Here is a 13,855-nt window from a genome sequence, read left to right on the forward strand (position 1 = left end):
TTCACCGGTAAAAATTAATGCGCTGTTCCCGGGCCCTCACCCGGTGAGTACGGGCATCTACAACTCTGCTCGGAATCGTCCGGCGGAGCTGCCGGATGATCCCGCCAAGCCTACTGATACAGCAATTAGATCTGCTGAAGATATGCAGAAACTCATGGAAAAAACTGGTGTCAAGCTTGAATTTACCTCGCCAGATGAATTCGCCGAAACTGCATTACAGGATATTCGCGACGATAAGTTCTGGATACTTCCTCTGACGGAAGCTTTAGAAAACGCAATTAAAGACCGCAATGAAGCCATCATACAGCGTACCCCACTATCAATTGTTGCGCTGGGTTAGTTGCTGGGGATTATACCGGATAGATTAGGTAAAAGTGATGTAACAGATATACATTGCGACACAATCAAAATAATTCTAATGCGGAGACATATTATGCTGAACTCAACAACTTTAGTTAAAAAAAGCCAGTCACAGTGTTCGGTTCGTAAACTCACTATGGCCCTGGCTGTTAGTGCAGCCTATTACCAAATGCCTGTAATGGCGCAGGGCTATGAGCTTGAAGAAATTATTATTACGGCCCAAAAACGTACGGAGTCTCTTCAGGATGTTGCTGCAACAGTTAATGCCGTATCGGGTGAAATCCTGGCGGATTTTGAGGTGAGAGACTTCAAAGACATAGAAACACTGACCGCTGGTCTGACGTTAGCTCCGGTCGATGCTCGAGCTTCTTCTGTGAGCTTACGTGGAATTAGTTATGATCCGGATGGTTCTCTTTCTGCTGCGGTTGACTTGTATAAAAATGGTGTTGCACTCAGTTCCTATGTCGCTTTCCGGCAGATGTTCGATGTGCAGTCGATCGAAGTATTGCGAGGTCCGCAGGGCACCTTCCAGGGGCGCACGTCTCCGGCAGGATCAATTCATGTTAATACTACTACTCCCAATCTCGACGCTATAGATGGATATGTTCAGGCAACCGTTTTCGAAAATGACGGGCTCAATACCCAGTTCGGTGTCAGTCTGCCTATCATTGAAGGGCAACTCGGTTTGCGTATAGCGGGCGTCTACGATGAAAATGGCGGACAAGGCCTTTATAACTTTGCTACTGGCGATGAGGAATCGGCCAGCACCGACGCGGTTCGAGTGTCTCTGGCTTGGGAGCCGACAGATACCTTTAGTGCGACATTGATTCATGAATATCTTGAAGAAGACAATGAGGCTTGGGAGGCCGTAGAGGGGAGTGATACACCCGGTAATGGTAACCCAGTACTGAGTTATAAAGATCGCTCCTCGCTAGCTGATGGCTATGCTGATGGTCGTGACAACCTTACCAGTCTTATCATGGAATATACGGTAGCGGGCCATAAGATCACTTCTGTTACAGGTTATCAGGATATTGATTTTTTTTCGACCCGCGATCTAGATCTCGGCAATGCTGTTCCCCTAAATCTGCAACAGACAGTTGTTTCTGATTACGATATTTTTACCCAGGAGCTTCGTATTCAATCTGAAGACTCTACGAACTGGGAATACTTGGTTGGTCTCTACTATGAAAATACCCAAACAAATACAGTGGTGCCCAACGGTGCAGTGCTTGATTTCTTTGGGAATCTGACCACATCTGAGACGGAGACTGTTGGTCCAGCTGATTTACAGTATTACGGGGTATTTGCCAATAACAAATTCTATATTGGCGAGGCCTCCACGTTACAAGTCGGTTTGCGCTGGCAAAAAGTGAAGGTATTTAACCGCGTGGATACTTCTATACCAGGGGTGGGGGTTTTAACATTGGTCCCTGAAGAGTTAGTGAGTAGCAGTAGCACTGCATTTACCGGTGGAATTAAATATACCTATGATCTGACGAATGACGTAATGGTATATGGATCCCTTGATCGTTCTTACCGCCCAGGAGGCGCCAATATCGCGTTATTTCCGCTAGGCCCAGCAGACATAATATTTGATGAGGAAACGAGCGATGGAATAGAGTTTGGTTTTAAGTCGACCCTGTGGGGCGGTCGTGCTCAAGCCAACGGCGCTATTTTTTATCAGCAGTTCGACGACTTTATAACCAGAGCCAATGATATTACGGGTGATTTCGATGGTGATGGCGTCGCCGAAACGTACATGACGGGCTTAACTTATAATGCAGATGCAACTATTCAGGGAGCGGAGTTGGAAATAACCGGTCTCATTACGGAACATTGGAAAGCATTTTTCGGTATGAGCTATGTGGATGCCAAGTTTGACGATGACGCCAGGTCTCTCTGTAATGGTCCTCTTGCCCCCGGTCAGCAGATTGCTAGATGTGATGCATCTGGCCAGCGTATCGGTAGCGAGCCCAATTGGTCGATTAGTGCCAGTTCAGAATTCAGCATTCCTATCGGAGATTTTGATTGGTTTGTTCGCGGTCTATATAAATTTACGGGTAGTCGCACTAATACGCTGGTTGATAGTGCTGATGTCGGTGGCTATGGCTTGATAGATCTGTTTACCGGGCTACGTGGCAAGAGCTGGGAGCTTACTCTTTGGACTAAAAATATCACTGATAAGGAAGCGCGTACCCGCATATCGGCAGAGTCGTTTGTCTCCGTGGTCGAACCATTGGTTCCCGGCGGCGGCTACAATGTAAACAGCGGTTACAATCGTGTGGGCCTGGTTCCTGAAAGGACTGTTGGGTTAACAGCAATGTATTCTTTCTAGCGATTAGCTCGACATTATTCCCGCCGAAGTTCAAGCACTGGTGCATGTGCGTAAAAAGCACTCCTGCAAGGGCTGATGGGAAGAAGGGATAAAAATCGCACTGCTGGCACCGGCACCGCAGCCTACCTCCAAAAGTAGCGCCGAGGTGACGATGCACGGGAGATATCAGACACCGCAAGAAGGGGTTCGGTGACGATCCCCTCGAAATTAACATTACCTCGCTGAAAGCCGCATAAGCCTCGTTCCCCAACTCCTTCCCATTTTGATCAAATGGATTAATTTGGTCGAGCAGAGCCGGCAAATCGATGTTGAACCGTTTTTCAGGCTCTGTCGCAAAACGGGCCTAACCTAGGGCTACGGTATCATTCTCACTTCAATTATTAGCAGGTTAGGTCGCAAGCAATGATTAAGTTCGAAGGACGGAATTTCAAAAAGGATATCATACTTCAGGCCGTCCGCTGGTACATTGCCTATGCGCTGAGCTGTCGTGATGTTAAGGAACTTATGGAGGAGCGCGGCGTTTGTGTTGATCACGTTACCATCCATCGGTGGGTTGTTCATTTTGGCCCGAAACTAGAGACCGAATTTCAAAAACGGAAGATAAACTATGGTGATCGCCTGCGAATGGATGAGGCTTATATTAAGGTTGGAGGGAAGTGGAAATATCTGTATCGCGCCGTAGATAAGGACGGTAATACCATCGACTTTCTACTAACAGCAAAGCGAGATACGCGGGCTGCAAAGCGGTTTTTCGAAAAACTGATGAAGCGTCAAGGATCTCCTTCGATGGTCAATATTGATAAAAGTGGGTCAAACAATGTTGCACTTGAACTGATTAACACCGAAGAAAATATTGCAATAGAAATACGTCAAAACAAATATATGAACAATGTGGTTGACCAAGACCATCGTCAAATAAGAAAGCTGTTCCGGGCGACTCTTGGCTTCAAAAACTTCCATTGTGCGCAGAAAACGTTGGTAGGCTTTGAGCTGATGCACATGATCAAAAAGGGCCAAATGCAACAGCCAGAAGGTTTTAGGTTAACCGCGGCAGAACAATTCTACACTCTCGCGGGCTAAATACGTCTAGGAAAAGAACGACTGATGGATTTTTCGTATTAGAGACCAGCGTGCAACAGGGCCGGTAGGCGTACCCGGTCGATAGCGCCAATGCCGTCATCCGCACATTGGATTCAAAAAGACGTTGCTTTAGCATCAACATAGGTTTCCCTCATCTGCTGGATATAGGTGGTCAAATCCTCATGGGTAATGCCGTCTGGATACTCCAACTGTAATAGTTGTTTGATGGACTGCGCTTGGTCGGGTGTGACATCCAGTTCTGCCTTGATTAGTTTGATAGCCTTGAGGTGAGTGAGCTTTTCATCACGGCGCTCCTCAGCATCCAGGTTGTGCTGTATGCCCTTACGGCGCATATAAGCAGGTGTCTGAGCCTGCGTTACGTCCGCCATCGGATCGAAATCCGTATGCGCAAACGCGGGTACACGCTCCTTGCGCTTGTCCTTGACTTCCTGCTCTGTCTCTACCCCATAGGCGTCTTTATTCATGGCCTTGAGTTTGCGGTCAACCACAGTATCGGGAGCCGAGACATAGTTCTCTCCCAGTACAGGCGCGTCTACTGGGAATCCTGCCGCATCCATTTCAACCGGCGGGCACTCGTAGGTCACGGTATTTTTTTCGGCGTCCTCTACCATCACATTGACGTTGGGAAATCGGAACGGGTTGTCGTATACCTTGACCTTGTCACCAATCGCAACGTCAGAGATATGCTCAACTGAGTAGAAACGGGAGGTCTGACCCTTCATTGCATAGGTGATCCTCAAATCTCCCCGAACGGTACGTTCCTGAGGCTCTCTGTTTTGCAGTATCCTCTAACACTGCTCGCGGGGCGGCGCTAGGCGCAGCTGTTCCTCCCAGATCGTCTGCCAGAAGCCGTAGCGGGTATGGCCGTGACGAGACATCTTTTGGTGGCTGTTGTAGTACCGCGTCCAGGCGTAAGCCTTTTCGTTCAGCTCCTCTAAACTATTGACCTTAAAGAACGATAGGCGAAGCCGTAATCCCCCTACGCAGTTACGCAGCTCAATGTTTCCGTGAAAAATCAGAACCACTTAGTTCAACAATAGTTTTACTCCCACCCCTCCCTCTTCTTTACGTAACTTTTCGCCAATGTCCGCCAGGCACCTGTCCGCTGACCTTCGATCACAAGACTAGACTTGCGACTCTCTTTAGAATTTTCATCAACCAATAACACGACGATCATCGAGTTGTCGTTTTGGCCTTATCTGTCTTAATAACCCGGAGGTTTACCATGACGGTTGATGAACTTTTCGCATCCATGAACGACAACTTTAACGCCAGCGCCGCAGCGGGAATCAACGCGGTATTTCAATTCCAGTTTAGTGATGCGGACAATTACCACATTGTTATCAAGGACAGTGATAAAGATATCCAAAAGGGAGACCACGATGCTCCGACGGTGACAGTCTCTACAGATACAGCCACTCTGCTGGGCGTCGTCAGCGGTACTGTCAATGGGATGCAGGCGGTTATGACCGGCAAGCTCAAGGCCAAAGGCAATATGATGCTGGCTCAGAAGCTCAATACCTTGTTTCCCATGGGGCAGTAGAATCTCTATCTATCTGAAATATAAGGAAAATATCGCACCCCTCGTCGGTTATTTAAACTGACTCTAATATATAAATATACACCTGTGAAATAAAATTCACATGTATTATCTTGATTCCGTGGTCATTAGCTGACCCGTGAAATAATCTGTCGGAGGACACACGAATGTCTCGTTTCCCGTTTCCCATACCCCACGGATGGTTTGGACTGTGTTTCAGTCATGAGCTGGCCGTTGGCGAAGTCAAAAAAGTTACCCTGGCTGGTCGCGACCTGGTGGTATTTCGTACCGAGAGCGGTAAAGCCGCTGTGCTGGATAACTACTGCCCGCACCTGGGGGCCCCTTTGCACCAGGGCTGTGTGGTTGGCGAAAGCGTGCGCTGCCCGTTTCACCACTGGCAATTCAATGGTGAAGGTGAGTGCACCGATGTACCTTATGCCAAGAAGATCCCAACGCGTGCAGTGGCAGAAACTATTCCCTTGCAGGAAGTGAACGGAATGGTAATGGGGTGGCATCACCCGGAAGGTCGTGAGCCTTACTTTGAGTTGCCACGAGTGGATGGCTTGAATGGCGAAGACAAGTGGAACGAGCTGGAGTACATGCAGTTGCAATTGCCTACTTGCGTTCAGGAGATCGGTGAGAATGATGTGGACCAGGCTCACTTTACCTACTTGCATCGCATGCCGGCATTTTCTGAAACAGAAACGATAATCGACGGCCCGATCAAAAACAGCGTTTCTAACATGGATATGCCGGACGATTTTCTTGCCGATGCGGTTGCCGATGCCCATGGTGCCCGCCATCAACTTGAGCGTACCAGTTATGGTCCGGGAGTGACCGTTGTGCACGGTACCGGGTTCCAGTCCATCAAATCAGGCGAGATGGGTGAGTTTATCTTACTTAATATTGCTACTCCAATTGACGACACAACAACGGTGCTGCGTTGGAGCATGGGGGTTTCCAAAAACATCGCAGACGAAGACGATCTTGGTCCATCAATTTTATACGGGTTCAAAACAGGTGTTGAGGATGACATTCCTGTCTGGAAAGAAAAAATCTATCGAGCCAACCCTGTGCTTTGCGACGGCGATGGCCCGATCAACAAACACCGTAAGTGGATCCAACAGTTTTACGATATGAAGGCTCGCTGATTCATCCCAGCGCGCCATTGGTGTGAGTCGTACGGGCAGCGACTCGCACTGAACCGAAATTTGTATGCCAGAGTGATACAGGACAAAAGCCGTGAAGTTTCGCTTGACGACACTTTTTGTGGCCATGGCCTGCCAGCACACGTTTGCTCAGGACCCCGCCTATCCAAACAATACTTACACCGATGACAACTTCGCAATCGAAGAGTTGGTGGTTACCGCACAAAAGCGCGAACAATTCGTTCAGGAAATTCCTGGCGCCGTGGCTGCCGTAGGCGGCGATGCGCTATAAGAGTGCCGAAATCAGCAATTTTCAGGATTTGGAAAAGCTCACTGCGGGTCTGACCCTGGATGGTAATCGCCGCAACCCAACTGTCAGCCCGCGTGGCATGAGTACCGACCCCGATGGTAATGCCCGGATGGTAGTGGATTCTTACTGGAATGGTTCGGCAGTTCAGCCGGGCATAGTGTTTCAGCAAATGTACGATGTCGACCGCATCGAAATTCTGCGTGGCGCCCAGGGCACGTTGCAGGGACGCACCTCACCCGCAGGTGCGATCGCGCTTTACACCCGACGCCCGGAAATGAATATTACAGAGGGTTCGATCAAAACCGGTTTGACTGACGACGGAGGCTTCAATACGGAAGTGGGCCTGAGTCTGCCATTGATTGAAGATGAACTGGCCGTGCGTTTCGCGGCTAACTACGTTGAGAGCGAAGGTCAGGGTATCGAGAGCACAGCATCGGGGCAGGAGCAGGACACGGATACGGAGTCGACGCGGATCACCCTAGCGTGGCAGCCCACCGACTACTTTGATGCCACACTGATTATGGAATACGCCGACCGCCAGGGTGATCAGTTGCAGGCAGCGGCCAGTAAATCTCGTGGGATAAAGCCAGGAGATCGGTTGACTCTTAGTGACGGAAACACCATCAATCAGCGTGGCAGTAAACTGACCAATCTGGAAATGAATCTGGATGTGGGGGTATTTACGTTGACGTCGGTCAGCGGCTATATCGAATCCGACAGCGTAACCCAGAGAGATCTGGATATAGCCAACCATTTGCGGGGAACCGCGCTCAATAACCGGGTGAGTACCGACTTTGATTCGGTCACCCAAGAGTTACGGCTGGCACCCCAGGAAGCGGAGCTATGGGACTATGTGGTGGGCTTTTACTATGCTCGTGAAGATGCAGCTACTACGGCGGAGACTGCTATTTTTACTCCAGGTGCAGGAATTTCCCGACTGATTTTTGATGCACCGATTGTGCGCGAAGAATATGCAGCGTATCTACACAATATCTTACATTTGACAGACCAATCTCAGTTGCAGCTGGGGTTGCGGTACCAGAAGGTTGATAACTTTAATCGGACGGATTTGGGCAGCATCGCTTTTGTGAACGATGACCAAGACTCCTCTACCGGTGAGGCACTCACAAGTTCGCTTAAATATCAATATAACTTGAGCGATGACGTAATGGTTTACACAGGCTACGAACAAAGTTACCGCCCTGGTGGTATTTCTATTGGTCTCTATCCGTTGCCGGGTGAAGAGCTGCTCTACGGAGAAGAAACCAGTGATTCCATCGAGTTGGGCCTGAAGAGTACACTGTGGGATGGAAGGTTACAGCTGAATGGCGCGTTTTATCATCAACAGTTTGATGACTACATCGCACGCGCTACCGATGTGTACGTGAACGTGGCGCCCGGCTTTGGAAACAATCCATCCCAGTATAAACGTCATAGCGGTTTGACGTTCAATGCCGATGCCGAGGTCACCGGTGCGGAGGTCGACTTTATTGCGCTTTTGACCGAGCAGCTCACCTTAAGTGGCAGTATTTCCTATAACCATGCCGTCTTTGCCGATGGTGAAACCGGTCCCTGCAATGGCCTGATTCCCAATGGAGAATACGTGGCCAAGTGTGATATCGGTGGCAATCGAATTGGTCAGGAGCCTGACTGGTCTGCCAGCGTCAGTGACACCTATCTTGAAAAACGCCGAACCCTCTTTTTTACCAATGTCCCATAGGGCCAGATAGTCTAAGTGGTCGATGTTCTTCGTTTCCGGGTCAGCTATAATGGGTAATAGGTGTATAAATATATACCCATGAGGTTTAATTGTTAGAGATTGTTCGTATGAGTGAGTTTAAAGTCTGGGAATGTATCATCTGTGGAGTGATTTATAACGAGAAGCTGGGTTGGCCGGCTGAAGGTTTGGCACCTGGTACTCGTTGGGAGGATGTGCCTGAGGACTGGTTGTGCCCGGATTGTGGAGTGGGAAAGGATGACTTTGAGATGACGGAGGTAGAACTGGAGACGCCCTCAGGGCTGCCTTTCTAGATTTAAGGATATTAAGTTCAGGGACACTACACTAGCTTACCTGGTAAAGGAGAATCACCGTGGGCTCCAACGCTAGACGTTCTCAGCTTTTTATCTACTTTGTGACTTGGTTTTTATCACGATATGGAAGGTAATGGTCCAGCGATGACATTGTGCAGTGTTTGAAAAATGCAGTGTTAATTGAGAACCTCACCCTTGACTATTAAATTATGTCCGGATAAAAAACAGCTAGAGATAATGTGCCTTATCTTTAGATCAAGATAAGGCACATGCCCGTCGAAAATTTGTAGAAGCTATTAAAGCGGCTAAGCCATCGAAACAAAAAGGCCGTAAAGGCCAGCCCAATAAAGCAGATGTTGCGCTTGGCAAAATCCGTAAACTCTATCGGATTGAATCTGAACTCAAAGGTAGTACGGATTCACAGCTGCTACGCAGCTCGACAAAAATTGTCTGTACCAATACTGGAAGATCTCAAACGTTGGTTGGATAAGAATCTCACCAAAGTTCACAAGGGCGGTCATACCCACACTGCCATCCAGTACATGCTCAATCAATGGGAATATCTGGCTGGGTATTGTAGCGACGGGAAGCTACATATTAGTAATGCCTTGGCGGAAAATGCAGTCCGTCCGTTTGCAACTGGAAGAAAGACATGGTTGTTTGCAGATACCCCGCAGGGAGCGCGGGCCAGCGCAAGCTGCTACTCGCTAATCGAGAGCGCAAAAGCAAAAGATCTCGAACCCTATGCTTACATCAAGTATCTGCTCGGTCACATTGCTGACGCTGATTCTCTTGAGAAACTGGAAGTTCTTCTGCCGTGGAATGTGCCGCTGGAGAGGCTTGAAAAAAGTGTGGATGTCTTCGGCGGGGTCAATACGTCGATATAACGGCGCTTACAGTGTATTTCAGATTTTCTCAATATCGATGCCTCGGAAAAACCCGATATCACCGACACAAGATATGGGGTTTGAGCTTTTTATAAACCTGTCATTTTCAGTACCCACCACTATATATTGTGTTTTCGGTGAGGAGTGACGACTTTTACACGTAGGTTCATCACGGGTTCTGTAAATACGGCCCTGTTGCAAATAGTGTCGATGATACCAGAAAATCGAATTCGAACTTCCGCATTACGGAGTTAGCCTACGAGGGAATAGAATTGATGCACGTGAGAAGCAGATGAGGCTGGTCGCAGCTGACCCTTGTTGATCATTCGATAGAACTCAAAACCAGCCAGTGTTTTCTGCGCACGATGGAAATGCTTGAAGCCAAGCGTGGCTCTGTATAACTTCCTAATATGACGGTGATCTTGGAGAGTATACCACGGGAACCCCCCCGCAGCCTCTCGCAAATCGGTACGTGAACCTCTCGATTCATAAAACGAAAAATGAAACAGCCCATGGGCTTTGAGACATTTAGCAGAGCCGCCAGGACCATTGCTGTACTGGAATTGTGGCGAATGCTCAAGAAGGGTCAGAAGAGATGGGGAGGCTCCCAGTCTCCCTGCGCACTATTCTATGCCCTGGCAATGTAGGTCATGGGTGTAACTGATTCGGTTGTTATTCTCAACACTAGATGCGACGCAACCGCTGAGCATCCGTCAGTTTAAGTGATCTGTGCAAAGATTCATCCAGCGTTCAACGGTGCGGCTTGAGGCGGAGTGTTTATGGGTGACGATATAGAAACGCCGGTGCATGGGCCGCTCTTTAAGAGGCAATTCCACCAGCAATCCTCGTTCCAGGTCATCAGCCACCGCCAGCTGTGACAGACAGCCGATGCCCAGTCCTGCCCTCACGGCGTTCTTTATAGCCTCGTTTTGCGGCAGCTGCAGGCGGATATCCAAATCCACCAGAAGCCCATACATGGCCTCGTCAAAGGTCTTGCGATGGGCGGTTCCCGGTTCTCGCAGGATCCACTGGCAGGCCAAGATGTCCTTGTCGGTCAGTTGCCGCCTGGTGGCGAGCGGGTGATCAGGCCGGCTGAAGACCACCATCCTATCCTCCCGCCAGGGGGTCTGAGAGAGGTCACTATGGTGCATTTCGGCCTCGATCAGGCCAATGTCTATCTCAAAGTTCAGCACCTTCCTGGCGATCTCCGGTGAACTGGCTGCGACGACCTCTACTTCCGATCTAGGATGTCGATGCAGGTAGTCAGCGAGATATTCTGACGCCAGGTAATTTGCGATGGTGAGGCTGGTGCCGACTTTTAGGGGTTCCAACTCCTCGTGTTGCTTTAACTCTCTGTCAAAGTCCTGAGCGTTGGACAATAAGCTCTCGGCCTTAGTGCGAATGGTCACGCCGAGGCCGTTGAGTCTCAGGCGTTTGGCAGAGCGGTCGAACAGCAGCATGTCGTAGCGGTTTTCGAACTCCTGCAGTGCGGCGCTGACGGCAGATTGAGACATGGAGAGTTGCTCGGCCGCGCGGCTGATGCTCTGTTCTCCGGCGACGGCTAGGAATACTTCTAAGTGACGCAAGGTGTACTTCATTGGTCAAGATCCTCGAGTTCATTTTGTCGGAAGCGCACCTGGGCATCAGCTATACTCAAAGTTTCTAAAGCCGAGTCAGGTCAATTTGTTAAACTGGTCTATATTTCCTTCAGTTTGGCACCTTTTCGGACAAATCATACAGGCGCAAGACTGCTACAGATTTAAGCTGAATAACCTAATTCAGCGATTTTCTTGCAGAGTTGCACAATCCTTTGCTGAGCACGTCGTCAGCCGAATTTCGGTCGATGATGTGTATTTCGGCGAAGGAAAGTTGTATGAATTGGTTCCGCCATAAGCTAAATCGCCAGTTGTTCTGCATATTGCTTTAACCCCTGAGCGCACACATTGAATCCGTCTTCGACGGCCTGGCCCGATTCAGCAATCATTTGTGGCACACCTTCCCCTGAAAACTCATCGACAGAAAGGTAAGAGCAACTGGTTTCGCTGAGTTTGGTCAGAGTCTGGGTGCGTACAGCGTGAACCGGGTCCCCGGGTTTGTTTTCCATACGCCAGGCTATAGCTTTGTTGGGTTCGATGTGGGAGATATACTCGACCCATGGCTGTGGTCCATTGCCGAAATTCAGTACCATATGGATGGGCGAGCCCACTTCCAATTTGGCGGTGGCTTGAGGGCAAAATTTGTTCCACTTGCCGTAGTTCTCAAAATCAACCAGAATTTTCCACACCAGTTCTACCGGTGCTTCTATGCGGATTTCGTCTGTTGAAATCTTATCTTTACCTATCATGGAATGCTTTCTCTCAATGAATTAGATGATGACAATGATCAATATTGGCATTGCCACCGGATTGTCGCTTAGGGGGTTGACTACAGGGAAGCCCCCAAAATTAAGCCACTGGTAGGTACTCCCGTACCGGCGGTTACCAATACATGCTCAACGTCTTCAACCTGGTTAACACTGCTGCCACGCACCTGGCGTACCGCTTCTGCGACACCATTCATACCGTGGATATAAGCCTCGCCTAACTGGCCGCCGTGGGTATTGATGGGCAAGCGCCCTCTGCGGGCATGGTGGCCATCACGGACAAAGTTTTTGGCCTCGCCACGGTCGCAGAAGCCGAATTCCTCCAGTTGTGGCAATACAAACGGGGTAAAGTGGTCGTAGATCACCGCCGTCTGAATCTCGTCGGGTCCAATGCCCGCCTGGCTATAGAGCTGGCGCGCCATCAGCCCCATTTCCGGCAAGCCGGTAATGTCCTGGCGGTAAAAACCGGTCAACATCTGCGGGTCGTCACAGGCGCCCTGGGCGGCGCCACGGATATAGGCTGGTCTCTGGCGCAAGTCTCTGGCACGCTCAGCCGAGGTAATCACCAGGGCCACGGCACCGTCACTCTCTTGGCAGCAGTCCAGCAGGTGCAGGGGTTCCACAATCATACGTGATTGCTGGTGCTCCTCCAGGGTTATCTGCTGCTTGGAGAACCAGGCCTTGGGGTTGGTAGCGGCAAAGTCCCGCGCCGCCACTGAGATGCGACCGAAGTCTTCAGAGGTGGCGCCGTATTCGTGCATATAACGCTGGGGGTTCATGGCGACCCAGGAGGCGGGCGTCACCAGCCCGTGGGGAATATACCAACCGTAATGGGCAGTTTCGAAGGTGGGGTTGGGCTGAGTTTCTTGCATACCGGTGCCAAAGGGCAATTCCGAACGCTCATTCATAGCGCGATAACACACCACCACATCGGCGATGCAGGTAGCCACTGCCATGGCTGCCTGCTGTACCGGGGCACAGGCGGCCCCACCGCCGTAGTGAATGCGGCTGAAAAACTTCAGTTCCTTGCCGCCGATCAGGCGAAAGACTTCAATCTCCGGATTGTGATCCAGGGTATAGGTGGGCTTACCGTCCACCTCACTGGGGTCAATGCCGGCATCCGCCAAGGCGGCTGTTACCGCCTCTACCGCTAATTGCATTTCACTGCGGCCGGAGTTTTTGGAAAACTCCGTCGCGCCGATGCCAACGATGGCGGCTTTATCCGTTAAACTTCTATCACTCATGTGTGTGCCTCCTCCGCCTGTTTATGGCTGAGCCAGGGGCAGAGCCACAACCACCGTGCCAGTGACGTGGTAGCCCGTACTGTTTTTGCCTTTGATATCTATTCCACCAGCACGATGGGGTTGGGGGAGTCGAATGGCGGCACTTGTGGATGATGCAGATTCACAAAGCTGTAAATCTCGCCCTTGCCGCTCGATTCAACGGTATCCCACTCCAGGGACTGACATTGTGGGAACATGGGGCCCAGCGGGTGGCGCAGGCTCTGGCAGGAAGTGCAACGCTGAATCAGGAGCTTGCCCTGACTGACACCCTCCCAGAAAAAGGCGTTGTCGCGGTTGATGCCCGGGCGGGGGCGCAGCGCTTTTCTCGACTGGGGTTTGTTCTTTGTCTTCTGAGCATCTGTCGAGGGCTGCTGGGGGCTCTGTTGCAATTCCGGTGAATTCAGACAGAATACGTTACCCAATTGCCTAAGCTGATTAGATACCGAGCGAACCAGGATGAAGTTTACAGGACGACACTTTAAGAAGGACATCATA

Annotated in this window: 13 protein-coding genes and 1 pseudogene; 9 read left to right on the forward strand and 5 right to left on the reverse strand. The window is 50.1% G+C overall.

From position 1 onward, the window contains the following. The 3 genes and pseudogenes from HBA55_RS36680 to HBA55_RS36690 form a co-directional block, all read left to right on the forward strand. Positions 1-340, forward strand: a pseudogene (locus HBA55_RS36680) (SDR family NAD(P)-dependent oxidoreductase); the annotation flags it as partial. Between the two features lie 93 nt (positions 341-433). Beyond that, a complete protein-coding gene (locus HBA55_RS36685; RefSeq protein ID WP_167001119.1) occupies positions 434-2,698 on the forward strand; it encodes a TonB-dependent receptor in 2,265 nt (754 codons plus the stop codon). Positions 2,699-3,100: 402 nt separating this feature from the next. After that, positions 3,101-3,778, forward strand: a complete 678-nt coding sequence (locus HBA55_RS36690) for an IS6 family transposase (protein ID WP_167001121.1) — start codon at positions 3,101-3,103, stop codon at positions 3,776-3,778. 113 nt (positions 3,779-3,891) lie between these two features. Here HBA55_RS36690 and HBA55_RS36695 read toward each other — a convergent pair whose 3' ends face one another. Continuing rightward, positions 3,892-4,521, reverse strand: coding sequence for a hypothetical protein (locus tag HBA55_RS36695; RefSeq protein ID WP_167001123.1), 630 nt, complete (start codon positions 4,519-4,521; stop codon positions 3,892-3,894). 503 nt (positions 4,522-5,024) lie between these two features. Here HBA55_RS36695 and HBA55_RS36700 point away from each other — a divergent pair. The 6 genes from HBA55_RS36700 to HBA55_RS38345 all read left to right on the forward strand — a co-directional run bounded on the left by HBA55_RS36700 (position 5,025) and on the right by HBA55_RS38345 (position 9,715). Next, positions 5,025-5,342 (forward strand): SCP2 sterol-binding domain-containing protein, encoded by a 318-nt coding sequence (locus tag HBA55_RS36700; protein WP_167001125.1) that lies wholly within the window; start codon positions 5,025-5,027, stop codon positions 5,340-5,342. Positions 5,343-5,506: 164 nt separating this feature from the next. Next, positions 5,507-6,490, forward strand: a complete 984-nt coding sequence (locus HBA55_RS36705; RefSeq protein ID WP_167001127.1) for a Rieske 2Fe-2S domain-containing protein — start codon at positions 5,507-5,509, stop codon at positions 6,488-6,490. Between the two features lie 91 nt (positions 6,491-6,581). Then, positions 6,582-6,779 carry a hypothetical protein gene (locus HBA55_RS36710; RefSeq protein WP_167001129.1) on the forward strand — a complete coding sequence of 66 codons (198 nt, stop codon included), beginning with the start codon at positions 6,582-6,584 and terminating at the stop codon, positions 6,777-6,779. Beyond that, a complete protein-coding gene (locus HBA55_RS36715; protein ID WP_167001131.1) occupies positions 6,769-8,517 on the forward strand; it encodes a TonB-dependent receptor in 1,749 nt (582 codons plus the stop codon). The genes HBA55_RS36710 and HBA55_RS36715 overlap by 11 nt, the downstream gene beginning before the upstream one ends. Before the next feature lie 107 nt (positions 8,518-8,624). Continuing rightward, a complete protein-coding gene (locus HBA55_RS36720) occupies positions 8,625-8,828 on the forward strand; it encodes a rubredoxin (protein ID WP_167001133.1) in 204 nt (67 codons plus the stop codon). Positions 8,829-9,190: 362 nt separating this feature from the next. Beyond that, entirely contained in the window at positions 9,191-9,715 is a 525-nt protein-coding gene (locus HBA55_RS38345) for an IS66 family transposase (protein ID WP_167001135.1), read from the forward strand. 713 nt (positions 9,716-10,428) lie between these two features. Here HBA55_RS38345 and HBA55_RS36735 read toward each other — a convergent pair. The 4 genes from HBA55_RS36735 to HBA55_RS36750 form a co-directional block, all read right to left on the reverse strand. Then, on the reverse strand, positions 10,429-11,313 hold the full coding sequence (locus HBA55_RS36735; RefSeq protein ID WP_167001139.1) for a LysR substrate-binding domain-containing protein: 885 nt from the start codon (positions 11,311-11,313) through the stop codon (positions 10,429-10,431). Between the two features lie 296 nt (positions 11,314-11,609). Then, entirely contained in the window at positions 11,610-12,059 is a 450-nt protein-coding gene (locus HBA55_RS36740) for an SRPBCC domain-containing protein (protein WP_167001141.1), read from the reverse strand. Positions 12,060-12,139: 80 nt separating this feature from the next. Then, positions 12,140-13,321, reverse strand: coding sequence for a lipid-transfer protein (locus tag HBA55_RS36745; protein WP_167001143.1), 1,182 nt, complete (start codon positions 13,319-13,321; stop codon positions 12,140-12,142). A 98-nt stretch (positions 13,322-13,419) separates the two neighbouring features. After that, the coding region (locus tag HBA55_RS36750) for a Zn-ribbon domain-containing OB-fold protein (protein WP_240946479.1) at positions 13,420-13,855 on the reverse strand (436 nt) is incomplete at its 5' end.

Origin of the sequence: Pseudomaricurvus alkylphenolicus (assembly GCF_011683955.1) — a bacterium.
In the GTDB taxonomy this organism is placed as follows: domain Bacteria; phylum Pseudomonadota; class Gammaproteobacteria; order Pseudomonadales; family Cellvibrionaceae; genus Pseudomaricurvus; species Pseudomaricurvus alkylphenolicus.

Bases quoted from the DNA above. Each gene is read 5' to 3' on its own strand.
- HBA55_RS36685 (WP_167001119.1), top strand. From the start codon at position 434: ATGCTGAACTCAACAACTTTAGTTAAAAAAAGCCAGTCACAGTGTTCG.
- HBA55_RS36690 (WP_167001121.1), top strand. From the start codon at position 3,101: ATGATTAAGTTCGAAGGACGGAATTTCAAAAAGGATATCATACTTCAG.
- HBA55_RS36695 (WP_167001123.1), bottom strand. From the start codon at position 4,521: ATGAAGGGTCAGACCTCCCGTTTCTACTCAGTTGAGCATATCTCTGAC.
- HBA55_RS36700 (WP_167001125.1), top strand. From the start codon at position 5,025: ATGACGGTTGATGAACTTTTCGCATCCATGAACGACAACTTTAACGCC.
- HBA55_RS36705 (WP_167001127.1), top strand. From the start codon at position 5,507: ATGTCTCGTTTCCCGTTTCCCATACCCCACGGATGGTTTGGACTGTGT.
- HBA55_RS36715 (WP_167001131.1), top strand. From the start codon at position 6,769: ATGCGCTATAAGAGTGCCGAAATCAGCAATTTTCAGGATTTGGAAAAG.
- HBA55_RS36720 (WP_167001133.1), top strand. From the start codon at position 8,625: ATGAGTGAGTTTAAAGTCTGGGAATGTATCATCTGTGGAGTGATTTAT.
- HBA55_RS36735 (WP_167001139.1), bottom strand. From the start codon at position 11,313: ATGAAGTACACCTTGCGTCACTTAGAAGTATTCCTAGCCGTCGCCGGA.
- HBA55_RS36740 (WP_167001141.1), bottom strand. From the start codon at position 12,059: ATGATAGGTAAAGATAAGATTTCAACAGACGAAATCCGCATAGAAGCA.
- HBA55_RS36745 (WP_167001143.1), bottom strand. From the start codon at position 13,321: ATGAGTGATAGAAGTTTAACGGATAAAGCCGCCATCGTTGGCATCGGC.